The following is a 25905-nucleotide window of genomic DNA, read 5'->3' as shown; positions in this document are numbered from 1 at the left end:
TTCGCGATGCTTTGAGAACAGAAAGCGAACGGGGGTCTTGCCCGCATCTCTCATCCTTGCCTGCGACGCGTTACCGATCCGAAGACGGCCGCCGATCCCGCGACACGAGAAAGACGCGAAGGATGTGGTGGATGACCACGAAAGGGACCTCGAAGCCCAGCGAGAAAGCGACAAGGCTCAATCACTGTCCCGTTCCTCGCCGTGGGCATCCCGCAACTGGGACACCAGTTCCGAAGACATCTGCATAAACGCATCGATCGAAGGCAACGCCCGTCGCTCCTTGAGGCAGGCCGCAAACGAGCGCGTGCACGGGCTGTATCGTGCGATCGACAAGGTGCGGAGCCTCTGGTCTCGCGAGAACTCGAAATTCGAGATGATGCCGAGGCCCAATCCAGCCGCCGTCGCCTCGAGCACGGAGTCGCGCGGCAATTCCATGACGACGTTCGGGCGGATGCTGTTTGCGGCGAGGACCTCCTCGAGCGCACGCCGCGTCATCGAGCCTTTCTCGCGCATGATGAGCCGCTGACCATCGAGTTCCTCGATGTTGACCTGACTACGATGCGCCCAGGGGTGTGAGACGGGAACGGCGATGACAACTTCGTGCTTGCCGAGACAGACGAGATCCAGACGCGGATCGCTGTAGTCGCTGCCGATGATGCCGACATCGACTTCGTAATTCAGCAGCTTCTGGTATATGGAGTCGGAGTTGGCGCTCTCCACAGTCACATGCATGAGCGGATAGCGGTCGATGTATTTGGACAACTGCTTCATCACGAAGAAGGGGCCGACCGTACCGATGTGAAGTCGACCAGCGAACTGGTTGCCGACGGTATTCAGCAGCGAATGCGCCCGCTCTTCCAGGGAAAATATCTGCCTGGCGACCGTGAGCAGCGCCTCGCCTGCATCGGTCAGAGTTAGGTCGTTCGGCCCGCGCACGAAGAGCTGAAGATTATAGGTCTCCTCCAGTGCCTTCACCTGGGTCGTGACGGTCGGCTGGCCTATGCAAAGCAGTTCGGCCGCCTTGGTGAAGCTCAGCTCGCGCGCAACCGCGTAAAACGAGCGCAGCTGGTTAAAGTTGACGTAGTTTATTCTGTTTCTTGTAATCGTTTCGCCTGCCGGCACAATCTCCCCCCATGCCAACCATCCCTTCAATCACTCGAGCTATAGCCGAGTTCGCGGAAAGAAGATCCATTAGAATTGTGTAATGATTCAGTCCAGTGAGGTCGAACAGGGCTGCATCGTGTCCCGCAGCATTCAGCTCGCCGGTGAAGAGCGCCGCCTGCCGGAGAAAACCGAGGGTTTCGTCCGCACCGACGAAAACACGATACTGGCCCGTCGGCAGTTCATGGCCTATCGGACTGAGCCTTGCGGCCCTACGGATTGTCAGTTTGAGCGCCTTGTTGAGACTGGTGCCGACCAGCGGTCGTACGTCGAAGATGCCGCTGATCGGCACCATGCCCGCGAAGGGAACGGACGCGACGATGGGATCCGCCGAGGCATGCATGCCTGCCCAGATCGAAAGGTGCCCGCCGGCCGAATGTCCGGTGGTCAGAAACGACGACGGCGGCGATCCGGTCTGTCGAGTGAGCGCCGCGAAAATCGCCGGCAGACACGATCTCGCAGTGCCGGCGATCGCTTCGAGCGGCATTTCGGGCGCGAGCGGGTAGTTCGGCAATGCGACCGAAAAACCTCGCGCCAGGAGCGACCTTGCGACAAAACTAAAGCGCTGCTTATCCAGGCTCTGCCAATAGCCGCCATGGAAGAATACCGCCAGGGGCGCATGGTTTTCGCCAGGAAAGAGGTCGAAGGTCATGCGCGGATGACGCCCATAGGGCAGATCGAACAGGCAGAATGCGTCTCTCCGCATCCGCTCGCTCTCTTTATCGTAGAGCGCATAGACATCGCTGCGCTCCGGATGGCGATCGCGAAAAATGTAATCGGGTTCGTCCAGCCGTGCCACGCCAGCCGTCCTACTCGAACATCACGACGCTTCGCACCGAGACGCCGTTTCGCATGAGTTCGAAGCCGTCATTGACCTGCCTGAGGGCCAAGCGGTGGGTAATCTGCCTGTCGATGTCGATTTCGCCTTGCATGAAGCGATCGATCAGCGCGGGCAGTTCGCTTCGTCCCTTTATCCCGCCGAAATAGCTGCCGAGGATAGACTTTCCGTAACGCACCTGCACGGGGGGAAACGACAATTCGGCACCCGCCGGCTCTACACCGAGCAGCACGCTGGTCCCCCAGGCCGGCTTGCAGCAATCCAGAGACTGCCGCATGACCTTAAGCAAGCCGGTGCATTCGAAGGCGACATCGACACCACCTCCTGTCAGGTCCCGGATCGCGGCTACCGGATCGGCTACCTCCTCACCGGGGACGATTAAGTCGGTCATCCCGTAGATCTTTGCGAGTTCGGTCTTGTTGCGGCTGATATCGATGCCGATGATGCGAGAGGCACCCGCGATTCTTGCGCCCTGTATGATGTTCACGCCGATGCCGCCGAGTCCGAACACTGCGACAGCGTCCCCTTCGCGCACATGCGCGAGCGCGGCACCGACGCCCGTCGTCACGCCACAGCCGAACAGACAGACTTTGTCGAGCGGCGCATCCTTTCGTATGTTTGCCAGCGCAATTTCCGGCACGACCGTATAGCGCGAAAGCGTAGACGTCCCCATGAAGTGATGGATCGGTTCCTGTCCACGCCGAAAGCGAGGCGACCCGTTCGGCAGGACGCCGCGATCCCGCGTTGGCTTGATGGTCCAGCAAAGATTGGTCCGCTTCGAACGGCACATGCTGCATTCGCCGCATTCGGGGCCGTAGAGCGGGATAACGTGATCGCCGGGCACCAGGCTCGTCACGCCGTTGCCGACTTCCACCACACGGCCTGCACCTTCATGGCCCGGTATCAGCGGATAGACACTGCTCGCATTGATACCCTCAAGGGCAGTCAGGTCGGTGTGACAGAGCCCGCTTGCCACGATCTCGACGAGCACCTCTCCCGTTTGAGGGCCATCGACGGTCACCGTATCGACTTCGAGCGGCTCATTGGGCGCCACGCAGATCGCCGCTTGCGAATTGATCATGTTCTATTCACCTCAGGCATCGGCAGGTTCGCAGGCGGCCAGGAATCCGGCGCCGCGCAATTCGTCGCGGCCCGCTACGGCGCCGCCGCGGAACAGGTTCTGGGCCTTTCGAAAGGCTTTTCCGGCATTGATACCGAATAGCCCTCTCATCCTTCCGTCCACCACGAAACAGGCGAGATAGCCGCTTTCGCCAGCGACGCCCTGCTCGTAGATTTCCGCTTTCGGCTCGAGCAGCCCGGCGATCTGGTATCGGCGCTCGAACTGGTCGGTCCAGAAATACGGCACGGAGGCTTCGTTCGGCGGCTGATTGCATATCGCTCTCGCCGCGTTGGACGCCATTTCCTCGGCATTCATCCAGGATTCGAGCCGCCAGCGGCGGTCGTAGTGAGGGTTCCGGTGCGAGGCGACATCGCCGATCGCATAGACGTCCGGATCACTTGTGCGGCAGTGATCGTCGACCACGATACCGTTATCAACGTGCAATCCCGCTGACCGGGCGAGCGCGTCGTTCGGTGTGCCGCCAATACCGACGAGGACGAGATCAGGGTGGATCGTCTCGCCGCTTCGCAACGTTATGGAGATCCGCTCGGGCGTCTGGACGATTTCGTCCATGGCCTCATTACAGAGTATCTTGATGGCGGCGCTCTCATGACGTTCGGTTATCAGATTGGCCATGCGCGCCGGCAGAACACGTCCGAGCGGTTGCGGCGCAGCTTCAATGACGGTCACCTCGGCGCCCAGTTTGCGGGCACTCGCGGCCACTTCGAGGCCAATGAAGCCGGCTCCTACAATCAAAAGCTTGGCACCCGTCTTGATGGCGTCTCTGAGCGCCCGCGCCTCCTCGAGCTTGTGGAGATAGCAGACGCGCGAACCAAGCACATCCAGCATGGGCAGCCGGCGCGGGGTCAGCCCCGTCGCGAGGACCAGCTTGCCATAGCCGATCTGCCTTTCGTCGGCGAGACATACTGTGCCGTTGCGCAGATCAATGGACCGGACGACTTGGCCCGCCACATGCTCGATAGCGAGCGCCGCCAGCATGTCGCGGTCGATCACGAAGGAGGGTGAAGGCTCGACCTCTTCGACCAGCACCGCTTTGGAAAGCGGCGGCCGTTCATAGGGAAGGCAGGGCTCGTCGCCGACGAGAATAATATTGCCCTGCCAGCCGAAATGCCTCAGTCGTTCGGCGCATCGGCCGCCGGCATGTCCGGCTCCGACGATCACGACGGGAAGATTTGAACCCGTCATGCCGCCCGCCGTGCTTCACGCTGGAGGCGGAGCACCTCGCCAAGGATCTCCCGGTGGACCTGGATATAGCCCTTGCTGACGTGCTTGAGGTGCGGCTCGACGTGGTCGTGCAGCTTGCCCAACGCATGGAACGGCACGGAGGACGCAAGATGATGCTCGGCGTGAAAAGGCATGTTCCAGTACAGCTGTCGGATAATGGGATTGACCAAAGTCGTTCTGGTATTGGCGAGAAGATCGGGGCTCTCGTCCGCGCCGGTATGCTCCGCCATGCGGATCGCACGCAGAACCGGCTCCCCGATAACCCGAGGGAAAAACCAGTAGATGAGAGCGATCGGGCTTGCGAAATAGACCGAGACGGCGGCGATGGCCACGTAGAGCAGGACCAGCAGTCGGATTTCGAGAGATACCTGCCCCCGCACCGATGCGGGCAGGAACGTCCTTTCTTCCTCGTTGTAATTGCCCGTGGAGCCGCGGACCAGCGTGCCGACAAGCTTCGGCCAGAACGACGCGCCGAGAATCATCGAGAAATATTCCCTCAAGCTCGTCGGGAACGGCACGATATCCGGGTCACGTTCGTCGTGCTGCGTGTAAGTGTGGTGCGCCGCGTGCCGGTACTTGAAGTAGAGGAATGGGCGCATGGTGATCGCGCCGATCGCGAATCCGACGACATGGTTGAGCCAGCGGGACCGGAAGGCGGTGCCATGCGAGCATTCGTGCAACGGCGCAAACATCAATACGATGACCGTTCCGTTGAGCAGCATCGCGGGCACCTGCAGCCAAGGATTACCCGAAGTGAAGTAAATGAGAGACGCTGTCGCCGCCAGGGCGAGAACATGTACGGCAAGATTATAAAGTCCGGGACCATTCGTTCGCACGCGCAATTCCTTGAGTTTTTCGCGAGAGACGACTTCCGGTCCCGTCAGTGGCCAGATATTACTTCCAACGCCGCCGATGCCAGCGTAACTAGCTGAAGAATTTCCTTCCATGATGTCCTCTACCTCAGAGTTATATTCGTCTTATTCTACCGGTTGATCTGCGGCGGGAAAAATTCATTGTACCGATAGGGTCATTGACTTGGCGCTAGGGCCCGGGCAGGCCCAAGGGAGTGTTCCTGCCCGGGCGACGCGGTTCGTCGCTTACGCGAAGAACCGCTGTGTAATGGCCTCGGCCGAAAACTCGGATCGTTGGAACTCACCGGTGATGCGGCCGCGGCTCATAACGATGATGCGGTCGCAGACATGCAGCATTTCCTGCAGCTCCGTCGTCAGGAGGATGAGCGCCTTGCCTTCTTCGGCCAAAGTCTGCAAGGCATCCCAGATTTCAGCCTTCGCGCCGATGTCCACTCCGCGGGTCGGGTCCTCGGCGATGACGATCCCACTCTTTCTGGCGATCCATTTGCCGATGACGATCTTTTGCTGATTACCGCCCGAAAGCTGGGAGGCCTTCTGCGAAAGTCCGCTCACTTTGATGGAAAGCAGCCTGACCAGATCCGATGCGAGGCGGCGGACCTGTCTCCGGCGAAGCACACCGCACTTTCCGACGGAGTCGAGGGTGGTCATCGACGCGTTGTCCGCGACATTCATCCCCAGAACGAGGCCCTCGTTTTTCCGGTCCGCCGGCATATAGGCAACGCCCAGCCGTATCGCGTCATGCGGAGTTTTCAGCTTCACCGCAGCGTTTCCGATGACAATCCTGCCGCCATCGGTTTCCGTCGCGCCAAACAGAGCCTGGGCGACGGCCTCGCGATTGCAACCGAGCAGCCCGGCTACCCCCAATATCTCGCCCTTCCTGAGTTCGAAGGAGATATCCCGGAACTTCCCCGCCTTGGACAGGCCGTCGACCTTGAGCAGCATCTCTCCGAGCCGACGGGGCCGATAGGCGCTGTATGCGTCGGTGCTGGCCTTGCCAACCATGTGGGAGACCAGTACCGGCTCGGTCAAACCCGCCGCAGGAAGCACCGTTACGACGCGGCCGTCCCTCAGAACCGTGATGCGGTCCGAAATTTCCAGCACCTCATTGAGGCGATGGGACACATAGACGATCCCCAGGCCGCGCGATTTCAGCATTTTGACGATGCCGAGCAGATGCGCCACCTGGTCGTCGTTGAGCGAGGCGGTCGGTTCGTCAAGCACGATCACCTTAGGTTCGGTTGCTAGCGCCCGGCAGATCTCGACGATCTGCTGTTCGTTGAGGCTGAGCGTCCCCAGCTTCCGGTTCGGTTCGATACGCACACCGATGGTTTCGAGCAGTTTGCTCGCCTTGCGATTCATCGTTGCACGGTCGATCGTGCCAAGGCTACCGCGCGGCTCGCGCCCCAGAAACATATTCTGTGCAACAGTGAGATTCGGGCAGAGAACGAGCTCCTGATGGACCATTGCCAGATGATGATCGATTGCGATGCTAGGCGTGGCGAGCGTGACCTGCCGGCCGTCGATCAGGATCTGGCCCTCGTTCGGTTGCTGCAGTCCATTCATACAGGACAGCAGCGTCGATTTCCCCGCGCCGTTTTCACCGACGAGCGCGTGGACTTCCCCGGCCTTGAGGTCAAAGGAGACGTTCGATAGGGCCCGGACGCCCGGAAAGCTCTTGCTGAGATTGCGAAGCTCGAGAATTGGCGCGCTGTTTTCCATGACCTCAGCTCACCGAATATTTCTCAAGCAGACTGCGGTGTCGGTCCATCGAGCCAACCAGGCTCTGATAGACAGCGCGCCACTCCTCGAAGAAATCGACGTAGCGACGGTTCGCGACGGGATCGGGATCGATCGTTTCCTTAATCTTCACGATATCGGCGAGCGGCGTGACCGGGTCGGAATATATTCCGGCGGCCACAGCAGCCAGAACAGCGTCGCCGATCGGGGCCGCCTCTCCGATATCCGGCACCTTCAGCGGCCGGTTGACCACATTCGCGGTGATCTGGTTCCAGAACCGGCTCTTGGTCGGCCCGCCATTCAGAACGAGCGTGTCGATTTTGGCGCCGGCCGCCTCGGCGATGCGGAAGTTGGAGAGGAGATCGAACGCGACACCTTCGATCAGCGCACGGATCATCGTCGCCCGCGTCGTGGTCGGCTGGACACCGAAGAAGACGCCGGTGGCCCTGCTGTTCCAGTTGGGCGCCAGCGAATTGCCGAGATAGGGCAGGTAGAGCAGTCCATTCGAGCATGCCGGTACGTGCTTTGCCTGTTCCGTGAAAAGATCGAATACGTTCTGGCCCATGCGCTCGGCTAGACGGAACTCGGCATCGCCGAACTGGTCCCGGAACCACTTGAGAGAGGCTCCGGTGAACGCCATCGGAGCGTCGAACATCGTCAAGCCTGGCAGCACGTGCGGCCATTTCAGGATACGGTATTCGTCCACCGTCTGTTCGGTCGGGATCATGATGCCGAGATTTGATCCCGTCCCCATCGAATAGAAAGCCTCGCCGGCCTTGGTGACGCCGACGCCGAGCGCCGCCGAGCTGATGTCGGTGCCGCCTGCGGCCACGACTGTCCCCGGACGCAGGCCGGTCTCCTCGGCGGCCTTGCTGGTGATCTCGCCGACGACTTCGTGCGACCTGTAGAGCCTGGGGAACTTCTCGATCGGGATTCCGATCGCGTTGGCGACCACGGGGTTCCAGGCCTCCTTCTGGTATTCATAGGCATAGGCGAGGCCGGCATCGCCGGTATTCATCGTGAAATTGCCGCACATCCGGTAGGTGCAATATCCGGCGGGCGACAGGAACTTGTGGGTCGCGGCAAAAACATGCGGTTCATGCTTGGCGATCCAGAGCGCCTTCGGGTCGATGAACCAGGGCGCGACGCGATTGCCATTGTTGCGGTTGATCTCCTTCTCGCCGATCGTATTGCGGATGTCGCTGCATTCCTCCTCGGAACGCGAATCCATCCAGATCATCGCGGGGCGGAGCGGCCTGCCCTTGTCGTTGACCGGAAGCGTGACGCCGACGAGCCCCGAAATTGCCACACCGGCGATCTGGTCGGCGAAATTGCCCTGCTCGAGACATTGCCGTATCGACGAAGTGACGGCCTGCCAATAGTTGTCTGCCTCCTGCTCCGCCCAGCCCGGCTTGGGATGGAAAAGCGGATGTTCCTGCGATCCGAAGGCCACTACCCTCCCCGTCTGCGTGTCGAGCACGCAGGCCTTCACATTGGTGGTGCCTATGTCGATTCCGAGTGTGAAATGCCTAGCCAAAAAACTTCCTCCCATGCCAGACGATTTTCGTAACTAAAGCGCGTCGCGTTTAAACGGCCTCATGCAATGCGCTTTAGGTCTTTGTTTTCATGCATGTCGTTGTCCCAGAACCGCTGCACACTTTTGGGCGACATGCATTAGTTTTTGTGGTTAAGGCGGGTCAGGCTCACCGCCAGGACCAATACTGCTCCGATTGCGAGGTTCTGGTACCACGTCGGCACGCCCCATATGGCCAGCAGGTTGAGCCCCGCGGAAAAGCCTATGGCTGCAGTCAACACGCGCCAAAGTGATCCCGTACCGCCCGCGAGCGCCACGCCTCCGAGTACTGCAATCGCAATCGCAGTCAGCTCATAGCCCTGCGCGAGCGCCGCCTCGACCGACTTCAGCCGCGCGGTGAAAACCAACCCGGCCACCGCCGCGAACAGCCCGCTCAACGCGAAGGACGCCACGATGTATCTGTTCGTCTTGATGCCGGAATAGAGCGTCGCGGTCTCGTTGCCGCCGATCGCGAACAGCCGATTCCCGGCCACAGTTCTAGACAGGAAGGCATCGGCGAACAGGACCAGGACCACGAGAAGCGTGAAGCTGACGGGTACGCCGAGCCAGAGCTGGTCACTCAGCCAATTGAAGAACGCGCCCTTGAGATAGAACGGTGCGCCGTTGGTGGCGAGGTAGCTCAGGCCGCGCAGCGCCGTCAGCGATACGAGGGTCATGATGAAGGACGCCACCTTGAAATAGGCGACGCCGATTCCGTTGAGCGCGCCGATCGCAGTGCCGGTCAGTAACGAGATGACGACGAAGATCAGAGGCGATCCTGCGAACGTATTGCCCTTCACGATCCACCGCAATCCCAGCTCGCGACCTATCCAGGATGTAACCACGACAGCGATGATCACCGAGAAAACCATGTTCGCAGCGACCGACAGGTCGATCCGGCCGGTGACCAGGACGATGGTCATTCCGGTTGCCAGCATTCCGACGAGGGCAGCGTTGCGCAACAGGTTCTGGATGTTGAGCGCCGAGAGATAATGCGGCGACGTCAGCGCCCCGAGGACCAGGATCGACAGGACGAGCCACAGCATCGGCTCTCTGATGATTTGCGCGGGTCCGGAGGCCCGAACGGCCGGCGCAGATGTTGTTTCGGCAATGATCACTTCACGAACCTCCGATTGCGCATGCCGGGCACGACGACGACAAGGATCACAAGTGCGGTGACGACCTGTTGCATGTAGAAACTGACACCCATCTGGTTGAGCAGGTTGTTGACGACTCCGATGATGAGCGTCGCGACGAGCGTCCCGAACACCGAGCCGGTGCCGCCTGCAAGCGCCGCGCCGCCGAGGACGGTGACGGCCAGAACCTTGAGCTCAAGACCGGGAAAGGCAGCAGGATTGATGTAACCGAGCCTTGCGCTCTCGATGAGTCCGGTGATCGCGGCACAGAGGCCACAGAATGCGAAGACCACGATCTTCACGCGATCGATCCTGATGCCTGACAGCAGTGCGGCGCGGGCATTGCCACCCGTAGCGTAGAGCTTGCGGCCGAAGGTCGAATTTCTCGTCATGAAAACGCAGGCGAGCGCCATGACAGCGAGAAGCAGAATCGGCACCGGGATGCCGAGGAGTGCCCCGCGCCCGAACCACATATATTCCGCGATCTTCTCCGGATAGGTCGCCTGACCCGCCGAGAAGATGTTGGCGAGCGCGCTCGCGATCCCCAGCATCGCGAGCGTCGAGATCAGGGATGAAACACCGAGCTTCGCTACGAAGATCCCGTTGACGAGCCCAAGACCGAGACCGCAAAGCAGTGTGGCGCCAATGATCAAGGCGGGGGACCCGGTGGGCAGCAGCAAGCCGCCGATGACGATGGAAAGCACGGCGACGCCGGCCACCGAGAGATCGATTTCCCCGGTTATGACGACCATCGTCATCCCGAAAGCCAGAATCCCGATTCCTGCAACGGCAGTGAGCACCACGCGCAGGTTTTCCGGTGACAGGAAGCCGGGATAAAGGATCTGGCCTGCGACGACCAGCACGCCAAGGACGACGATGCGGCTGAGATCGCCGATCTCAGGCAGGAAACGCATCTGCGCCCACCCGCCAGCTGCATTGATGGAGGACTTCTCTTCTATGATGGTCATTGAACGATCCAGTCGGAATGTCTGGCGGTCGCACCGCAGCCGATGAAGGCTGCGGGGCCACGGTCTTGAAGACAGATCACCAATCAGTTGACGGCGGGTCCGTAGGCATAGGGCCATTCGTCCGGGGTCATCGTCTCCACCCCTTCGATGACCATCTTGGTCTTGGTGATCATCGGCAGATTGGGTGTCATGATCAGCTTGGGCGGAGCCTCATTGAGACCCTCCTTCGCGCCGATGTGCTTGATGACGGCGCGGATGCCGATATCGCCGATCAGCGGCGTGTAGGGCGAGACCATGTCGATGTTGCCGTCGGCGATCTCCTTCAGAACTTCCTTCGCGTCGTCGTTGGCGAGGATGATGATCTTCTTCCCGTCGGGCGCGGAATTCAGCCGTTTTGCCTCGCGGATCGCGTCGAGAGCACCCATTGCCTCCTCGCCGCCCGTATTGAAACTGACGGAAATGTCGTTGAAGGCCTGCAAGGCATCCGCAGTCGACTGGAATGCCAGCGTTCGCTGACTGTTGGTATGGTAGTTGCCCTGGATGCTGAAACCGTCGACATTGCCGATCACCTCAAGGAAGGCACCCGTCCGGATCGAGTCCGCCGTGCTGCCGAGATCCTTGCGGTTGAGGACGATGTTGCCGGCCTTCAGTACCTCTTTGAGATAGAGGCCCTCCTGCAGGCCATTGGCGTAGAAGTTGCCGAGAACTTCGGAACTGATCTTTTCCGACGAGGTCCGGCGGTCGACGCTGACGACCGGAATGCCGGCGTCGATGGCACGGTCGACCGGCGGCCCCATCGGCGCTTCACGCGACGGCCAGAGCACAATTCCATCATATTTCTTGGCAACCCAGGTATCGATGACCTGGCCCATCTTGTTGTCGTCGAATTCGGCGTCGATCACCTCGATCTCCACATTCGGATGGCGGGCGGCCTCCCATGCGGCGGTATCGGCAAGGCTGATCAGCCAGGGATGGTTGAACCCATGGAAGACGAAGCCGATCTTGTAGGTCTTTTTGGGATCGAGTACCGGTCCCTCGGGAAGCGGAATGTAGTCGGTGAAGGGCGCCTTGATCTCGAGCTTGCTGTAGGGGCCGGTGAAGGTGGCCCCCATGCCTGGCTTCCAGACGAAGCCATCGGCGAGCCCGCCCACCGGATAGGCGTCGAGATAATCGCGGAAACCATCTTTTTCAAAGAGTTCACTGACGCTCTTGTTGCTCATTCCTTCCTTGGCGTGCTCGGAATAGGACGCGATCAGGCCATTCAGCACGTCGTGGACGCCCTCCGCGTGGGCCTGGGCGGTCAGACAGCCCTGGGTTGCCGCGAAGACAGCGACGCTCATCACGCCACCGATGGCGGCGCGCCTCGTGAATTTCAGCATTATTTCCTCCCATGATTGGACAAGATTGTCCTATTCGGTCGCGCCATTTCCTCCGGGCACGAACCGAACTCCCCCAACGTGTCATCTAGTCGACCAACACATAGACCTGACCGTTCTCAATCTTAGTCTTGAAGGTTTTCAGGTTCTTGGTGACGGGTGGCGAAAGCGCGGCACCCGTGCGAATGTTGAACAGCCCCTGATGCAGGGGACACTCGACGGTTTCGCCATCGATGTATCCTTCGGACATGAAGGCATGCTCGTGCGTGCAAATTCCGGAAGTCGCATAGAACTCGCCGGACAGGTTATAGACGGCGATGCATCTTCCCTTGTGGGTAAACCGCATTGCATCCTCCGATGCCAACGCGCTCGCCTCTACCGCCATGACCCACTCAGCGGCGGTTACGCTGGTATTCTCCTCACTCATAACAGTCTTTCGCTTATCTTCGCTTCGTCAGCAGTTTAGGTTCGCTCCAATCTTTTTGACGACTTGATAAATCTCAAATTCATTCTTTGAATGGGGTCATTGGCGACTGCAGTCGGTTCCGAATTCGCTGCCTTGGTGAACAAGGAGCGCGTGTGGAGACCTTGCTGTTCAGCACGTGGCAGACGACCTGGTCGGGACGCACGCTTAGCTCTGTGACCCGTGGATTTTCGAGAACAAGACCACGCAAAAAGAGGTCGCGCGGCGGGTTTTGGAGTGTGGCCGACAAGTACAACCGGTGCGCAACTACGATAAGATGCTTGAGCGTTTCAAGTCCCCGAGGTCCTATGTCCCAAGTCGACTGGCTAAGCCATCTACTGCAAATGATCACCATCACCGGCCAGCTGGAGGTCCGCTGCGCCTACGGTGCGCCATGGCGTGTGGCCTGGCCCCGGTCGGCGGCGCACGAGATTCCCTACCACGTCGTGCTCACGGGCCGAGCCATTATCGAGAATCCAGAGACGGAGACGGCCAAGGAGCTGGTGGGCGGAGATATCGTGCTGTTGCCTCACGGGTCGGCGCACGTGCTGCACGATGGCAGCGGCCAAGCGCCGGGCCGTACCTACCAACGCCGGGGCTCCGCCGGATGGACGCTCAGCGAGAATGATGGACAGGGCGAGCATCTAGATCTGCTGTGTGGGCGTTTTTTCATCGGGCCGCCTCATGATCGGCTGATCCGCAATTACCTACCCACGAATCTGGTAGTACGGGCCATGGACAGCCATGGTGAGGAGGGTATTGGGTCCGCTTCGAACCATCTGGCCAGTCTCGTAGGACTGATGCGGATGGAGTCCGCTGGCGACAAAGCGGGAGGACGCGCCATTCTCAACGCGCTTTCTTCGGCCCTGTTCACACTGGTACTGCGCGCTGCAAGCGAATCCGAGCAAGCCCCAGCAGGCCTGTTGGCACTGGCCGGCCATCCACGACTGGCCCCGGCCATTTCAGCTTTGTTCGCCGATCCGACGCGGCCCTGGAAGCTGACCGATCTGGCCGACTTGTGCAGCATGTCACGCGCCACCTTCATGCGGCACTTTCAGGACAAGCTGGGACGCTCGGCCGCCGACCTATTGACGGACATCCGGATGAGCATGGCCGCCAACGAGCTAAAGAAGCCGGCGATGACCACCGAGGCCGTGGCCGAGTCGGTCGGGTATCAATCCCTATCGGCATTCCGGCGTGTGTTCACCGAACGGATGGGGATGACGCCGGGGGATTGGCGCCGACTGGCACACCAGGGCGAGTAGACGCGCTTCGCTTCGGTGCGGTCTGAATGAGGGGGTTAGGCATCGTTGTATCGCGGTAGCCACTGCTTCACGAGAACGCGGCAAATTGATCCTTTCGAGCACTTTATTGAGCTTATCTAGTCTCGAAAATAGCATCTGCTGATTCTAATTTGAGGCTCGTAACCACCTGATGAGGACGAGCCATGATCAACCCTGTAATCGAAACCATTTTGAGCCGCAGCGCCGCCAAGTACTACGACCCCGCTGCCACCCTGAATGACGACCAAATCCGCGAACTGGTGCGAATCGGCACTTCAGCGCCGACATCCTTCCACTTGCAGAACTGGCGCTTTATCGCGGTACGCACGCCTGAGGCCAAGGCTCGGCTGCTGCCGATCGCCTGGAATCAGCCAGCGATCAGCGATGCGGCCGTTACCTTCATCATCGTCGGCCAGCTGGCCGATTCCAGTACGATACCACAGCGCCTGGCACCGGTGGTGGAAGCAGGCATCATGCCGGCACACTTGGTGCCGGATTGGGAACTTCCCGCGCGCGGTCTGTATTTCGAGCAGCCGCAGCGCCAGCGCGACGAGGCGGTACGCTCCGCCACCTTTGGCGCCGCGGCGATAATCTACGCGGCTCGCTCGCTGGGCCTGGGTTCGACGCCGATGATCGGTTTCGACGACGTTGCGGTGCACCGCGAGTTCGGCCTGGCCGAGGACGAAGTGCCGGTCATGCTGTTGACCGTAGGGCTCGAGCGCGCCGGGAACTGGCCGCAGAAGCCGCGCCTGCCGGTGGCCGATGTACTGGACTTCGCATAACCCTTTTTCAATTCAACAACCTATGGAGATTACAATGGCGAGAGCTGTAGCCTTAACACCGGACCAGGTGCCGGCCGAATCGAAACCGACCCTCGATGCGTTCACCAAGAACATCGGGTTCACCCCAAACATGATGGCGACCTTCGCGCAGAGCCCGATCGCGTTCAACGCATGGGCCGCCCTGCTGGGCTCCTTGAGCAAGGCGCTCGACGTGAAGACGCGTGACAGCATCGGCCTCGCTGTCTCCGAAGTGAATGGGTGCAACTACTGCCTGACGGTTCACAGCTTTACGGCCGAGCACATGGCCAAGCTGCCGGCCGGTGAAATCATTCTCGCTCGGAAGGGCCATGCCAGCGATCCGAAGCGGGACGCCGCCGTCCAGTTTGCGCGCAGAGTCATCGAGGCCCGCGGCAACGTCACTGACGCCGATCTGAAAGCGGTCCGCGATGCCGGCTATGCGGATGCGAATGTCATGGAGATTGTCGCGCTGGTGGCCATGTACTCCCTGACGAACTTTTTCAACAATGTGTTCGATCCCGAGAAGGACTTTCCCGCCGTTACGCCGGCCGGCTCGATCTGAACTCGATCCGCTCGCATCGGTCATCTCCGAGGCTGCTGGGAGGTGTCATCTGATGCAGGCGTAACGCCAAAGCCCGGATGCACCCAGGAAAGAATCTTGGAAACGCGTCCGGGCTTTTCATATGAGCCGAAAAGTATAGGAGGAATAAAGTGACACTCAATCATCCAATTTTCACGCGCTGGCCGGCGCAGTACCCTGATCGGCTGCAACTCTTTTCCGCCCCGACGCCCAATGGGGTGAAGGTCGGCATCATGCTCGAGGAAACGGGCCTCGCCTACGAGCCGCACCGGATCGACATCATGGCGAACGAAAGCCACGACCCGGCCTTTCTCGCCCTCAACCCCAACGGCAAGATTCCCGCGATCTACGACCCCGACGGACCGGTCGGCACGCCGCTCGCGCTGTTCGAATCGGGCGCGATCCTCCTCTATCTTGCCGACAAGACGGGACAATTCATCTCGGCCGATCCGAACACCCGCTACGAAACGATCCAGTGGGTGATGTGGCAGATGGGCGGAGTCGGGCCGATGTTCGGCCAGGTCGGCTTCTTCAACAAATTCGCCGGCAAGGCCTATGAGGACAAGCGCCCGCGCGACCGCTACGCAACAGAATCAGCGCGACTGCTCGGAGTCCTCGATGAACGGCTTGCGGGTCGCGACTGGGTGATGGGCGCTGACTACAGCATCGCCGATATTTCGCTGCTCGGTTGGGTGCGCAACCTGATTGGCTTTTACGAAGCGCGCGAGCTCGTCGGCTTTGACCGCTTTCTTCATGTGCAGGCATGGCTCGACCGGGGCCTCGCCCGTCCGGCGGTGCAGCGCGGGCTCGAAGTGACGGCGGCCTAGAGGCTGTTAGGACTTGTGAGTCTTAAGGATTCAAAGGTTTGTGTGGAACTCCTTCGCAAGCCTTAAATCTGACGTATCCGATGAGGCGCTCCCAGCGCACCCCGATCGCCGAGCGTCTCAAGCGATCGGGTCCACTACCGGGCAGAACCGGTGGATATGAAAGTTTGCGCTTCTGCATTTGGAACGATCTTCACGGTCGCCGCGTGGGCGCGGTCGCCGATCGTCGGCGCGAGGTAGGCACTCGCGGCGTATTTGGCACGGTAGGCCTCGTCGATACGGTCGTTGAGAGCACCGTCGACGGGTTCGAAAGTCACCTCCTTCGTGAGCACGGAAGGTACATTCTCTTTTCAAGTGTCCCTCGAGAGCAAACGGAGGCATTGCGGCCACCGCCTCGCGCCTATAGGTTTTCGGCCCATCGTTCATCGCTGAATTCTGGAGATCAAATCATGGCGAACGGCACAGTCAAATTCTTCAACAACGAGAAGGGGTTCGGCTTCATCACGCCCGAGAATGGTGGAAGCGACGTTTTCGTCCATATTTCCGCAGTGCAGGGTGGCACTCTGAGCGACGGACAGCGCGTCAGCTACGACTTGGGTCAGGATCGCAAGACCGGGAAATCCAAGGCAGAAAATGTCCGCGTGCTCTAATACATTCTCCGAGCGCCTGGCAGACGCTGGCGCTCGTACCTCCCTATCACGCTGATCCAGCGTCCCTGACTGACTTCAGCGCCGCGGCAACCCTTGAAATCACGGTCTTGCAGGGAGTGGGTCCGCGGAGCGTGTTTGTCAGAGGCTCGCAATCGTAAGCGAGACTCGCCAATGCGTGCCGGGACGCGCGGCTGCGTGTGATTAAGGCCGGCACCATCATCGTTCTCGACTAGCGCTCCACGGTCGATCGTACCGCGAAAAGCCCTGCTCGGACCGCGCGGACATCAACGCCAGCAATTCCGGCCGACTTCGTCCCCTCCAACAAGGCAGAGGGTTTCGATACCAATAGCACGGTCACTTCATGCGACCGAACCTTGAACTCCCCTTTTGCTGGACGGGACCCTGGCAGCTACTAGCGCGATCAGGCGCCGCTGCCGCGGGTCATCTCATCGGCACGCGCGTCCGCGGCTGCGCAACAGCCTCGGTATAGAGTCAGTGAAAAAGCGTGGCCTAGCGGGACGGGTTGGCGCATTGGTTTCCAAACAGCGCATCGTTCGATTTGTCGGCTGAAGTCCAATCGCCGATAACAAGACGTGCTTCCCGGACGACGAACCATGCTGAACTTCATCGCTTTCGCCCTTCGCACTTCGAGCTGGCGTCACACCGAAGCCGGCATGGTGAAAATGAGTGGGCCGATGCTCGGCGCCTTCGCCTCGACTGACAATCCGCTGGCCATGATGCCGGCATGCCGGCGGAGACAGGGAAACCGAAGGCAATGTTCGTCGGCTGCAGCTTCCCCTCGCAAATCCGAGAGGAACGAGAAATCCAGTCGAGAACAGCCGGTTTGCATTCAATTCTACTATTCACCGATAATGTGATGTCTTCGGCACGACCGCCATGCTACGAGGCCTCTCAACAACACAATGAGATGGCCCAATGCTTCCCTGGATTCACCTTGATCGCGCGACCATTCCCGGTGATGTCGGCGAGCTGCGCCTGAAGCAGCGCGGTAGCGAATTTTCGATCATGCTCGGCTCGACGGAGCTCATGAACAGTAGGCTAAGCGGCTCGGAAGAGGCACTGGCAGCGCTTAGCTGCGAGCGGATTGCCGGCCGGAAAAACCCCAGCATGCTCGTCGGTGGCCTCGGCATGGGGTTTACATTGCGGGCCGCTCTGAACGTGCTTCCTCAAGACGCAAATGTCATTGTCGCCGAACTCGTTCCCGCTGTCGTCGAATGGGCGCGGGGACCTTTGGCAGATCTCCACGACGGCACACTCGACGATCCACGTGTCGATATCCATCTCGGTGACGTCGGCGCGCTCATCCGATCGAAGAAGGCGGCATTTGATGCGATTCTGCTTGATGTCGACAACGGCCCCGATGGACTGACGCGCACCTCCAACGACAATTTATATAGTCACGACGGTGTTCGGGCCGCCAAGGCTGCCCTCCGCCCGAACGGTGTGCTTGCCGTCTGGTCATCCGCGCCGGATCGCGCTTTCACGCGCCGATTGCGTGAGGTTGGCTTCGCTACCGACGAAGTGAGCGTGCGCGCCAACGGTAAGAACGGTGGTGCCCGCCACGTAGTGTGGATGGCGACCAGGCGCTAGCACCATCAAACGCATCAACTTGGTTCCCCAGCCGCTCGGGACATTACCGGAAGACGCTAACTGCCGATGAACTCGATAAACGCAATCGCCCCCAACGGCGCCGATCGTGAAAAAGCCTGGCTTAAGATCCTATCCGCCTATCGCAAGCCCCATCTTGGCCGAAGCACTTTCGAACTGGCCGTGACCCTCGTTCCGTTTGCTCTCCTGTGGGCCGGCGTATGGGCCTCGATGCACTTCGGTTTTTGGCTGGGCATGATCCTCATCATTCCTGCGGCGGGATTTCTCTTGCGCCTCTTCATTCTGCAACATGACTGCGGCCATGGCTCCTTCTTCGGCCGGCGCCGCTTGGATGACTGGACGGGCCGGGCAATCGGCGTGCTGACATTGACACCATACGACTACTGGCGTCGCGCCCATGCGGAACACCACGCCTCGGCCGGCAATCTCAACGAGCGGGGTGTCGGTGACATCACGACGCTCACGGTCGCGGAATATGAGAGGTCGACGCGCTGGCAACGGCTCGGCTACCGCCTTTATCGCCACCCACTCGTCATGTTCGGCATCGGCCCCGCCTGGCTCTTCATTTTCAAGCAAAGGCTGCCGTTCGGCATGATGAGGTCCGGAGCGCTGCCATGGATCTCGACGATGGCAACGAATGCCGCTATCGCCGCCCTGCTGGTCTGGATAGCCGGCCCTGTTCCGTTCCTCGTGATCCATCTGCCGATCGTGCTCGTTGCCGGAGCGGCAGGTGTCTGGCTGTTCTAGGTCCAGCACCAGTTCGAAGACACCCATTGGTCGAGGCCCCCGGAGTGGACGTTCCAGTACGCGGCCATATACGGTGCTTCGCACTACGACTTGCCCCAGCCTTTGCGTTGGCTAACCGGCAATATCGGGATACATCACATCCACCACCTCTCGAGCCGTGTTCCCTTCTACAGGCTTCCAGAGGTTCTGCGTGATTATCCTGAACTGGGAGACTTGGGACGCATCACGATCAAGGAGAGTCTCAGCTGCGTGAAGCTCATTCTGTGGGACGAAGCATCACAACAGTTGATTTCGCTGCGGGAAGCAGAAGCGCGCCGCATCGCCAAATGAAATTGATGACAACCCCGGGCGCCGCCCTGGCGGGAGGGCCAGCGCTCCGGCCCAGAGACCGGTCGTAACGACCAGCGGGCCTTTGACAGCGCCGATTGCCTCCGCAACTATCCCTAGAGGACGCATTGCCAGCCAATCATTTCGGTATCGGCACGCCGTCCTCCAATGGCCTCTGCATTTACCTGCTTTATTCGGTTCAGATACCGAGAAGTCCTTACGGGGACTTCACGCTTTGAAATGAACGGTCACTTAAAATGACTTCCCATTACGGGTCAGTGCGGTCATGTGATTATCGAAGCTCGTCTGAGCCACCGCTCGACGACTAACGGACCAAAGAGCTGACTGCATGGAAAACCCGGTCGCATTGACTCGCATCGCCGAAAACAGCGTCTTTCGTAAAGGTGATGTTTTCGTCCTCTTCGGCGAACTGTTCGGTCGCGGATATGCGACTGGCTTGCTCGACGAAGCCCGGCGGGCTGGAATGGAGATCGTGGGCATCACGGTCGGGCGGCGCGACGAGAACAACGCATTGCGGCCTCTGGACGCCGAGGAACTCTCTGCCGCCGAGGACCGACTGGGCGGCAGGATTATCAACATACCTCTTATGGCTGGCTTCGATCTCGACGCTCCGACAGGATGCCCCACTCCGACGGATCTCCTCGCAACAATGACGCTGGAGAGCTGGGAACATGACAGGCTCGACTGGGACTACATTGAGCAGTGCCGGGACATCGCCACTTCACGGTTCACGAATTCGCTTTCACAGGTGATGGCCGTTCTCGACGGAATGATTGCCGACGGCCGCAATGTCTTCTTCGCCCATACAATGGCCGGAGGCATCCCGAAAGCGAAGGTATTCCTGGTTGTTGCCAATCGAATCTACAAGGGACGTGGTCCCCGCCACATGTCGTCGCAAGCGCTGCTCGACAGCGATATGGGCAAGCTCACCCTGCAGAATTTCGACGAAGTCACCGCAATCACCTTTCGACATCTTATCGACTTCAGCGCGGCGATCCGTGAGCGCGTTGAGGCTTCGGGTGGTCAGGTGCGGTACACTGCCTACGGTTACCATGGAACTGCAATCCTGATTGACGGGAGCTATCGTTGGCAGACCTACACCAACTACACCCAAGGCTACGCCAAGATGCGGCTCGAAAGCATCGCGGAGGAAGCCTGGGCAGCGGGTGTCAAGGCAACCGTCTATAACTGTCCCGAAATCCGAACCAATTCGTCCGACGTATTTACGGGTATCGAACTTCCCCTGATACCGCTGCTACTCGCCTTGAAGAAAGAGAACGGTGGCCAATGGGCAGAGGACCAATGGCAGGCATGCCAACAGCTTCTGGCAGACGGTTTCACGATGAAGGATGTGTTCCAAAAAATTACCGATATGCAGGCCAACAAGGTCATGCGTCCGTTTTACGACTTCTCGGCGTGGCCCATGGCAAACAGCCAAGCACAGGCCGATCTGACCATCGGCACGTCCAACGAGATCACACAGATGCATCGGGACAGCAACGCGATGATCAGCGACCTCCTGAGTGCTCTCGTGGTGGAGGCGACCGGGCAGCTAATTTTTGGCGAGTCCTCAGATCCCTCCGGCCCCATCCAGTGGCTCAACCACGATATCGTGGCGCGCCGACTTAACGCTTCCCACCTGCAAAGGAAGTCTCCCGCGCCGTTGATCGCGCAAGGGGCGAAAGACTCTGAGCTTGAGTTGGCCTGACAGCCTCCCAATCTAGCTCGCTAGCCTCGGCGACTTAAGGGCGGCTTTCCCCTGCATGGTGGCCGTTCGTCCTAGATGTGGCGGGTCACCACTCAACACCCGCCTGAGAAGATCGATGGATGGCCGCTGATGCGACCTCCGCCCTCGGAAGCCGACTGTGCATCCAATCCCGTTCACGTCGAAAAAACGCGTGACAGGGCCTCGCGAGTACGATATCTCGCGCAACGATTACAAGACCCGGTCCCTTGGCGTGGTGAGAACTACCTTCGCGGCGAGCCGTGCATGGGCCAATCGCGCACTTCTACAAGCCTCACACGACCCCTTGAAACGCCACCATTAAGGTGGCATTTGGGGCATGGAGAAGTCACGCCCGACCTACGATCTCGAGGCAATCAAGACAGCGCTCGGATCGGTCGAGACGCTTGCGATGACCTCAACCGCGCTACGAGATGCCACAGCATTGGGATTCGACCGGGCGGGTGTTGTGGAAACGATCGCCGGGATCGAGCGGCGGATGTTTTATAAGTCAATGACGACCTTTGCGGATCATCGCGTTTGGCAGGACGTTTATCATGTGCCAGCACGCGGAATGGTTCTCTAGGTGAAGTTCCAAGCGGACGGCATCACCGAATTCGTGGTCATGTCTTTCAAGGAGAAATGAGCATGGCAGTATCGAAGCGGGATCTGCCCGACACGATGGTCTCCCCCGAGACCGGCAAGACGCTACGCCGCGGGGTGCGCCCCTTCGTGATCACCTATAAGGGCAAGAGCAAAACCATCGAACTTCCGGGATATCTGGAAAACGGTGACGAAGGCATTCATGTGGTGACGACATGGCCGTTACCGACGCGGTCTTAAGGGCATTGAAGGAGGAGGTCGAAGGTATTCCCTCGCCTGCCACCATAAAACGAGCACGCAAGAAACTGAAACTGTCTCAGCGTGAGGCTGGCGGCCTGCTCAAAGTTGGGGAAAATGCCTTCGACAAGTACGAGCGGGGCTTGGTCGAGCCAAGCGGCCCGACCAGCCAGTTGTTACGTCTACTCGATCATCATCCCGAGCTGATCGAGAAACTCCGTCAAGGTGCCGCCTAGTCGCTCACGATGCCGGTGTGGAGCGACGCAGTTCCCGACGATACCTTATGCGATCCTGTTAGCCCAGAACGTGAACATCTTCGCAACAAGCCGTGTGCAGGGCTTGTGAAGAACGGCTCGCTTCGACCCGAAGCGGACGATCAAAGGCAGAGTCGTGATTGGCCGCTTTGCGCCCCCATTTTGGACTTACACGGTCTTGGATGCACGCCCTGAAAGCGGACGCTGTGGTTTTAGATTTCCAAGGTCAGCAACGCGGGCTTTCAAGACGTTCGGATTGGCGGCTGGTAGGGACGAGTTCGACCCTAAGCGGCCATAGCTCATCGATGGCGCAAAGGTCCGCAGTAGCTGGTATCTCGTGTCGTTCCACTCGATCCAGTCGGCGCCATACCACGTCCGTCGGAGAGGCCGTTTGCCACCGGAATGTGGATACGCAGGATCCCCGCCTTGGCGGCCGCATCATGGCATTGCTTGATGTCCTATGTGAATAGCTCGGCCCGAGAGTGTAATTCAGGCCGAGCTCTAAGCAGCAACCCGGTAGCCGGACGCCGCGCTCGCCTTCGCACTGCCGGACGTCGTGAAGGCGCCGAGGCGCAGCGCGATCTGCTCGGCCTCGGCCGTCAACGCGTGGCTGGATGCATTAGCCTGCTCCACCATCGCCGCATTCTGCTGCGTAATCTGGTCCATCTGGCCGATGGCGCTGTTGACCTCACGGAGAGCCGTCGCCTGCTCGGCTGTGCTCGAACGGATGGCGTGGAACACCGCGCTCACCTCGACCACCTGGGCGACGATCTGCTGCAGCGATTGCGCTACCTGGTTGACAGAGGCGACGCCCTCCTCGACCTGGCCGCGCGACTTTGCGATCAGCGACTGGATGTCCTTGGCCGCATCGGCGCAACGCTGGGCAAGCGCGCGAACTTCCGAGGCGACGACCGCGAAGCCCCTGCCCGCTTCCCCTGCCCGTGCCGCCTCGATACCGGCATTGAGCGCCAGCAGATTGGTCTGGAAGGCAATGTCGTCGATTACGCCGACGATACGGGCGATACTCGCTGAGGACGTCTGAATTTCCTGCATCACGCCGATGGCGTGGCCGACGACCTCGCCGCTCTGCTCCGCATTCGCGCGTGCCGCCGTCACCGTCGAATTCGCCCGGTCGGCGCCTTCAGCCGTTTGGCGCACGGTGCGCGTCACCTGTTCCACGGCCGCCGCCGTCTCCTCGAGATTGGCCGCCTGGCGCTCGGTGCGCTGCGCAAGATCGTCGGCTGCCGCCGCGATCTCCTTGGCGTTGAGGTGGATCTGGCTGGCTCCGGCCCCTATCCCGCCTACCACGCGTCCGAGTTCCGCGATCGCATGGTTGAAGTTCTGCGCAAGCTCCTGGTAGGCCTCCGGGATATTGACGTCTATGTGGGCGGTGAGATCACCGGCGGCGATCCGTTGCAAGGCGGCGCCAAAGATGCGGCTGACGAGCGCCCTTTCACCTGCAAGCGCCTCTTCCTGCACGGCGCGCTGCTTGGCCACGTCGGAAGCATCCATGTAGACGGAAATGGATAGGTCCATGTCGAGCAGAATGCCCTTGATCAGGCTCGCAAGCATCGCGCTCATCTCTTCGGCGGAGGTTTTTTGGCGGCCAAAGGCGCCCGCCTTCGGCCAATGCGCCTTCACGACCTCGCCGACTAGATGCTCCGCGATTAGCGCATAGCCGCCGATATACCAGCGCGGATCGAGACCGATCCTGGCATGCACCTGGCCGATGGCCTTAACCCTCGCTCCATATTCCGCATTGAAATTGGCGTCGATGATATTTCCCCAATGGCCAAGCTGAGCGTTCTTCGCTCGGTTCATGTGCCCGTCGGAGGAAAAGAAGGCGTTCGTCTCCGGTGTCTGTCGCACCTTGGCGTAGAACCGGTCGAGCGCAGGCCCGAGTTCCTTTTGCAAGATCGGCTTCAGCGCCTTGAGGTTCTTCCTGGCGGCGTCATCGAGTGCCATGAAATTGAGACGGCCGGCAATGTCCTCATTGCCGCTGGCGACGCATTCCGTTTTCATCCGCGAAACTTCCCTGGGTGTGACATGATCAAATGGGGTCATGGAGGATTGGACCGGTCGCTGCGCGAAGTCATGGCGTCCGGGACTTGTTTCCCGCGTTCATGGCGGGCGCGCCTTTGGCGCACAATCACGTTCCCAAACGAGGTTAGGAGGTCGATGGTAAAGGGAGCCTTACGGGCAGCATCCGGTTCGCGCCACGGATCGGAGGGCTACATACGTCCTCCCCGCCGCGATTTGCAGGGAACGATCTCTCTCGAACGCCAATCAGCGCACCCCCGTTGGTGATATAACTTATGCCGCCTCCAGGCCAGCTATCTGCGCCTTTGCCTCCTTCAGAGAGGACTCGCGCTGTTCGGAACTCACGTTGACGCCGTCGGCGACGATGACCTCAGGATTGGCGATGCCGATGAAGGCGAACACGCTCTTCAAATACGTCAGCGTGTGCTCGAAATTCTCGGCGGGAGAACCCGGTCCGTAGAAGCCGCCACGCGCCAGAGCTATGATCAAGCGCTTGTTGCCCACCAGGCTTTCAGGCCCCTTTTCGGTGTAGCGGAATGTCTTGCCTGGGACTGCGATGCGATCGATCCAGGCTTTCAGTTGGCTGGGCACGCTGAAATTGTATTGGGCTACCCCGAGTACGACCGTTTCGGCTGCCAGAAACTCTTCTAGAACGTTTCCGCCGAGTTCAAGGTCGGCCTGAAGTGCAGCATCATGGCCGGCTTCCAAGCCTCCCCTGACGACGCCCACGTAACCGCCCGAGAGGTGCGGGATCGGGTGAGCCGCGAGGTCGCGATATGTCACCTCAATTTTCGGATCGAGATTCTTGAGGCGTGCGACCACCGCCGCTGAAAGTGCGCGGCTGACCGATTTATCGCCGAGTATGCTGGAATCGACGTGAAGAAGGGATGGCATCGATAAACCTCACACATGGGTAATCATCAGGGGATGTGTAATAAGCCAGACAGGCAGCCCTCGGCAAATTCAATTGAACATTAGCGTCATTTCGACTATTTAGTCAATGCGAAATTGCGCCTGAGATGCAAGACGGGATGGCGAATGGCGAAGATTAACCTTGCGCGAAGAGCAAAAATCGGACGCGACCGACGGGCTCGGACGCGGGCGCATATCCTCGAAGCGGGGGCGACGTTGCTTGCCGAAGGGGCTGCGCTCACCATTGATGCGGTTGCAGAGGCAGCAGGGGTCGCCAAGGGCACTTTCTACTATCACTTCAACAACGTCGACGAACTGGTTGCGGCGGTAGGTTTGCAACTGGGACGGAGTTTCGACGAACTGCTGACACCCGCCCGGGCCAAGCTGCGGGACCCGATCGCGCGCCTGTCTTTCGCCTTCACGCAATCCTTGGAAAAAGCGATTTCTGACAATGAATGGGCGCGGTTAGTCGTTCAGACCTCGCAAAGGCCGAACGAGTTCGGCCGCACTGTGCGCGCTGATCTTAAAGTCGATCTTGCCGAGGCTATTGCACAAGACCAGGTGACAGTGCGCGACCCGGAACTGGCCGTCGACATAGTCGTTGGCATTTGGCTGCAGGTTACACGCGGCATTATCGAGCGAGCCGCTCGGCCCGAATTATCCAGCCAAGCTCTGGAGGCGGCACTTCGGGCCCTCGGCAGTGCCCCACGCGACAACCGCAGGCTCTAACCGACACCTATTGAAGCTGTCCGTGACGGCATGATAGGGCGATCATGCGCGACGTGG

Annotated in this window: 24 protein-coding genes and 2 pseudogenes; 12 read left to right on the top strand and 14 right to left on the bottom strand. The window is 60.0% G+C overall.

All coding sequences use genetic code 11. The annotated features are described in order from the left end of the window. Nucleotides 1-177: 177 nt before the first annotated feature. The 11 genes from QA637_RS22580 to QA637_RS22530 all read right to left on the bottom strand — a co-directional run bounded on the left by QA637_RS22580 (nucleotide 178) and on the right by QA637_RS22530 (nucleotide 12453). Complete coding sequence (locus QA637_RS22580; protein ID WP_283067012.1) at nucleotides 178-1122, bottom strand: LysR substrate-binding domain-containing protein; 945 nt, start codon at nucleotides 1120-1122, stop codon at nucleotides 178-180. Next, on the bottom strand, nucleotides 1070-1960 hold the full coding sequence (locus QA637_RS22575; protein ID WP_283067010.1) for an alpha/beta hydrolase: 891 nt from the start codon (nucleotides 1958-1960) through the stop codon (nucleotides 1070-1072). The genes QA637_RS22580 and QA637_RS22575 overlap by 53 nt, the downstream gene beginning before the upstream one ends. Nucleotides 1961-1970: 10 nt before the next feature. Continuing rightward, nucleotides 1971-3080: a zinc-binding dehydrogenase gene (locus tag QA637_RS22570; protein WP_283067009.1), complete on the bottom strand. Its 1110-nt coding sequence runs from the start codon at nucleotides 3078-3080 to the stop codon at nucleotides 1971-1973. A 12-nt stretch (nucleotides 3081-3092) separates the two neighbouring features. Further along, nucleotides 3093-4325, bottom strand: a complete 1233-nt coding sequence (locus QA637_RS22565; RefSeq protein ID WP_283067007.1) for an NAD(P)/FAD-dependent oxidoreductase — start codon at nucleotides 4323-4325, stop codon at nucleotides 3093-3095. After that, nucleotides 4322-5311: a fatty acid desaturase gene (locus QA637_RS22560; protein ID WP_283067005.1), complete on the bottom strand. Its 990-nt coding sequence runs from the start codon at nucleotides 5309-5311 to the stop codon at nucleotides 4322-4324. The genes QA637_RS22565 and QA637_RS22560 overlap by 4 nt, the downstream gene beginning before the upstream one ends. 150 nt (nucleotides 5312-5461) lie before the next feature. Then, a complete protein-coding gene (locus QA637_RS22555) occupies nucleotides 5462-6955 on the bottom strand; it encodes a sugar ABC transporter ATP-binding protein (protein ID WP_283067003.1) in 1494 nt (497 codons plus the stop codon). A gap of 4 nt (nucleotides 6956-6959) precedes the next feature. Beyond that, nucleotides 6960-8510, bottom strand: coding sequence for a xylulokinase (locus QA637_RS22550; protein WP_283067002.1), 1551 nt, complete (start codon nucleotides 8508-8510; stop codon nucleotides 6960-6962). 137 nt (nucleotides 8511-8647) lie between these two features. Next, nucleotides 8648-9592 carry an ABC transporter permease gene (locus QA637_RS22545; RefSeq protein WP_153437027.1) on the bottom strand — a complete coding sequence of 315 codons (945 nt, stop codon included), beginning with the start codon at nucleotides 9590-9592 and terminating at the stop codon, nucleotides 8648-8650. Nucleotides 9593-9660: 68 nt separating this feature from the next. Further along, complete coding sequence (locus tag QA637_RS22540) at nucleotides 9661-10650, bottom strand: ABC transporter permease (RefSeq protein WP_167528142.1); 990 nt, start codon at nucleotides 10648-10650, stop codon at nucleotides 9661-9663. An 83-nt stretch (nucleotides 10651-10733) separates the two neighbouring features. Next, complete coding sequence (locus QA637_RS22535) at nucleotides 10734-12029, bottom strand: sugar ABC transporter substrate-binding protein (RefSeq protein ID WP_283067000.1); 1296 nt, start codon at nucleotides 12027-12029, stop codon at nucleotides 10734-10736. An 85-nt stretch (nucleotides 12030-12114) separates the two neighbouring features. Continuing rightward, a complete protein-coding gene (locus tag QA637_RS22530; protein ID WP_180942813.1) occupies nucleotides 12115-12453 on the bottom strand; it encodes a non-heme iron oxygenase ferredoxin subunit in 339 nt (112 codons plus the stop codon). A gap of 344 nt (nucleotides 12454-12797) precedes the next feature. Between QA637_RS22530 and QA637_RS22525 the strand changes: the two genes are divergently transcribed. The 4 genes from QA637_RS22525 (at nucleotide 12798) to QA637_RS22510 (ending at nucleotide 15979) form a co-directional block, all read left to right on the top strand. Beyond that, nucleotides 12798-13754, top strand: a complete 957-nt coding sequence (locus QA637_RS22525) for an AraC family transcriptional regulator (protein ID WP_283066997.1) — start codon at nucleotides 12798-12800, stop codon at nucleotides 13752-13754. A gap of 182 nt (nucleotides 13755-13936) precedes the next feature. Further along, nucleotides 13937-14554 carry a nitroreductase family protein gene (locus tag QA637_RS22520; RefSeq protein WP_283066995.1) on the top strand — a complete coding sequence of 206 codons (618 nt, stop codon included), beginning with the start codon at nucleotides 13937-13939 and terminating at the stop codon, nucleotides 14552-14554. Between the two features lie 34 nt (nucleotides 14555-14588). Continuing rightward, nucleotides 14589-15134: a carboxymuconolactone decarboxylase family protein gene (locus QA637_RS22515; RefSeq protein WP_283067304.1), complete on the top strand. Its 546-nt coding sequence runs from the start codon at nucleotides 14589-14591 to the stop codon at nucleotides 15132-15134. Nucleotides 15135-15283: 149 nt separating this feature from the next. Next, complete coding sequence (locus QA637_RS22510) at nucleotides 15284-15979, top strand: glutathione S-transferase N-terminal domain-containing protein (RefSeq protein WP_184108793.1); 696 nt, start codon at nucleotides 15284-15286, stop codon at nucleotides 15977-15979. A gap of 134 nt (nucleotides 15980-16113) precedes the next feature. Here the strand turns inward: QA637_RS22510 and QA637_RS22505 are convergent. Next, nucleotides 16114-16305, bottom strand: a pseudogene (locus tag QA637_RS22505) (DUF2255 family protein); the annotation flags it as partial. 120 nt (nucleotides 16306-16425) lie between these two features. On the opposite strand from QA637_RS22505, the gene QA637_RS22500 reads away from it, so the two are divergent. The 7 genes and pseudogenes from QA637_RS22500 to QA637_RS30920 all read left to right on the top strand — a co-directional run bounded on the left by QA637_RS22500 (nucleotide 16426) and on the right by QA637_RS30920 (nucleotide 22149). Then, a complete protein-coding gene (locus tag QA637_RS22500; RefSeq protein WP_153437040.1) occupies nucleotides 16426-16626 on the top strand; it encodes a cold-shock protein in 201 nt (66 codons plus the stop codon). A 936-nt stretch (nucleotides 16627-17562) separates the two neighbouring features. Next, nucleotides 17563-18237: a spermine/spermidine synthase domain-containing protein gene (locus QA637_RS22495; protein ID WP_283066994.1), complete on the top strand. Its 675-nt coding sequence runs from the start codon at nucleotides 17563-17565 to the stop codon at nucleotides 18235-18237. 66 nt (nucleotides 18238-18303) lie between these two features. Then, nucleotides 18304-19332, top strand: a pseudogene (locus QA637_RS22490) (fatty acid desaturase). A 346-nt stretch (nucleotides 19333-19678) separates the two neighbouring features. Continuing rightward, complete coding sequence (locus QA637_RS22485) at nucleotides 19679-21058, top strand: enoyl ACP reductase FabMG family protein (protein ID WP_283066993.1); 1380 nt, start codon at nucleotides 19679-19681, stop codon at nucleotides 21056-21058. 355 nt (nucleotides 21059-21413) lie between these two features. Next, nucleotides 21414-21659 carry a type II toxin-antitoxin system MqsR family toxin gene (locus QA637_RS22480; RefSeq protein ID WP_283066992.1) on the top strand — a complete coding sequence of 82 codons (246 nt, stop codon included), beginning with the start codon at nucleotides 21414-21416 and terminating at the stop codon, nucleotides 21657-21659. A 62-nt stretch (nucleotides 21660-21721) separates the two neighbouring features. Continuing rightward, complete coding sequence (locus QA637_RS30925) at nucleotides 21722-21916, top strand: hypothetical protein (RefSeq protein ID WP_346283783.1); 195 nt, start codon at nucleotides 21722-21724, stop codon at nucleotides 21914-21916. Continuing rightward, the gene (locus QA637_RS30920; protein WP_346283782.1) at nucleotides 21892-22149 is read left to right on the top strand and encodes a type II TA system antitoxin MqsA family protein; all 258 of its coding nucleotides are present in this window, start codon (nucleotides 21892-21894) and stop codon (nucleotides 22147-22149) included. Before QA637_RS30925 ends, QA637_RS30920 begins: the two co-directional genes overlap by 25 nt. A gap of 519 nt (nucleotides 22150-22668) precedes the next feature. On the opposite strand, the gene QA637_RS22470 is transcribed toward QA637_RS30920, so the two are convergent. Both QA637_RS22470 and QA637_RS22465 read right to left on the bottom strand, forming a co-directional pair. Then, nucleotides 22669-24189, bottom strand: a complete 1521-nt coding sequence (locus QA637_RS22470; RefSeq protein ID WP_283066990.1) for a methyl-accepting chemotaxis protein — start codon at nucleotides 24187-24189, stop codon at nucleotides 22669-22671. A gap of 291 nt (nucleotides 24190-24480) precedes the next feature. After that, entirely contained in the window at nucleotides 24481-25101 is a 621-nt protein-coding gene (locus tag QA637_RS22465; protein ID WP_283066988.1) for an FMN-dependent NADH-azoreductase, read from the bottom strand. A gap of 234 nt (nucleotides 25102-25335) precedes the next feature. Here QA637_RS22465 and QA637_RS22460 point away from each other — a divergent pair, with 234 nt between their 5' ends. Further along, the gene (locus tag QA637_RS22460) at nucleotides 25336-25848 is read left to right on the top strand and encodes a TetR/AcrR family transcriptional regulator (protein ID WP_428843161.1); all 513 of its coding nucleotides are present in this window, start codon (nucleotides 25336-25338) and stop codon (nucleotides 25846-25848) included. Nucleotides 25849-25905: the final 57 nt, after the last annotated feature.

The sequence above is a fragment of the Sinorhizobium terangae genome (genome assembly GCF_029714365.1).
Lineage (GTDB): Bacteria > Pseudomonadota > Alphaproteobacteria > Rhizobiales > Rhizobiaceae > Sinorhizobium > Sinorhizobium terangae.
Note: the sequence above shows the minus strand (reverse complement) of the source record. Positions and strands in the feature narration are given on the sequence as shown.

Coding starts and splice junctions, on each gene's coding strand:
- QA637_RS22470 (WP_283066990.1), bottom strand. CDS start 24,189: ATGAAAACGGAATGCGTCGCCAGCGGCAATGAGGACATTGCCGGCCGT.
- QA637_RS22530 (WP_180942813.1), bottom strand. CDS start 12,453: ATGAGTGAGGAGAATACCAGCGTAACCGCCGCTGAGTGGGTCATGGCG.
- QA637_RS22540 (WP_167528142.1), bottom strand. CDS start 10,650: ATGACCATCATAGAAGAGAAGTCCTCCATCAATGCAGCTGGCGGGTGG.
- QA637_RS22525 (WP_283066997.1), top strand. CDS start 12,798: ATGTCCCAAGTCGACTGGCTAAGCCATCTACTGCAAATGATCACCATC.
- QA637_RS22495 (WP_283066994.1), top strand. CDS start 17,563: ATGCTTCCCTGGATTCACCTTGATCGCGCGACCATTCCCGGTGATGTC.
- QA637_RS22485 (WP_283066993.1), top strand. CDS start 19,679: ATGGAAAACCCGGTCGCATTGACTCGCATCGCCGAAAACAGCGTCTTT.
- QA637_RS22570 (WP_283067009.1), bottom strand. CDS start 3,080: ATGATCAATTCGCAAGCGGCGATCTGCGTGGCGCCCAATGAGCCGCTC.
- QA637_RS22465 (WP_283066988.1), bottom strand. CDS start 25,101: ATGCCATCCCTTCTTCACGTCGATTCCAGCATACTCGGCGATAAATCG.
- QA637_RS30920 (WP_346283782.1), top strand. CDS start 21,892: ATGGCCGTTACCGACGCGGTCTTAAGGGCATTGAAGGAGGAGGTCGAA.
- QA637_RS22565 (WP_283067007.1), bottom strand. CDS start 4,325: ATGACGGGTTCAAATCTTCCCGTCGTGATCGTCGGAGCCGGACATGCC.
- QA637_RS22515 (WP_283067304.1), top strand. CDS start 14,589: ATGGCGAGAGCTGTAGCCTTAACACCGGACCAGGTGCCGGCCGAATCG.
- QA637_RS22555 (WP_283067003.1), bottom strand. CDS start 6,955: ATGGAAAACAGCGCGCCAATTCTCGAGCTTCGCAATCTCAGCAAGAGC.
- QA637_RS30925 (WP_346283783.1), top strand. CDS start 21,722: ATGGCAGTATCGAAGCGGGATCTGCCCGACACGATGGTCTCCCCCGAG.
- QA637_RS22545 (WP_153437027.1), bottom strand. CDS start 9,592: ATGCTGTGGCTCGTCCTGTCGATCCTGGTCCTCGGGGCGCTGACGTCG.
- QA637_RS22520 (WP_283066995.1), top strand. CDS start 13,937: ATGATCAACCCTGTAATCGAAACCATTTTGAGCCGCAGCGCCGCCAAG.
- QA637_RS22500 (WP_153437040.1), top strand. CDS start 16,426: ATGGCGAACGGCACAGTCAAATTCTTCAACAACGAGAAGGGGTTCGGC.
- QA637_RS22560 (WP_283067005.1), bottom strand. CDS start 5,311: ATGGAAGGAAATTCTTCAGCTAGTTACGCTGGCATCGGCGGCGTTGGA.
- QA637_RS22480 (WP_283066992.1), top strand. CDS start 21,414: ATGGAGAAGTCACGCCCGACCTACGATCTCGAGGCAATCAAGACAGCG.
- QA637_RS22535 (WP_283067000.1), bottom strand. CDS start 12,029: ATGCTGAAATTCACGAGGCGCGCCGCCATCGGTGGCGTGATGAGCGTC.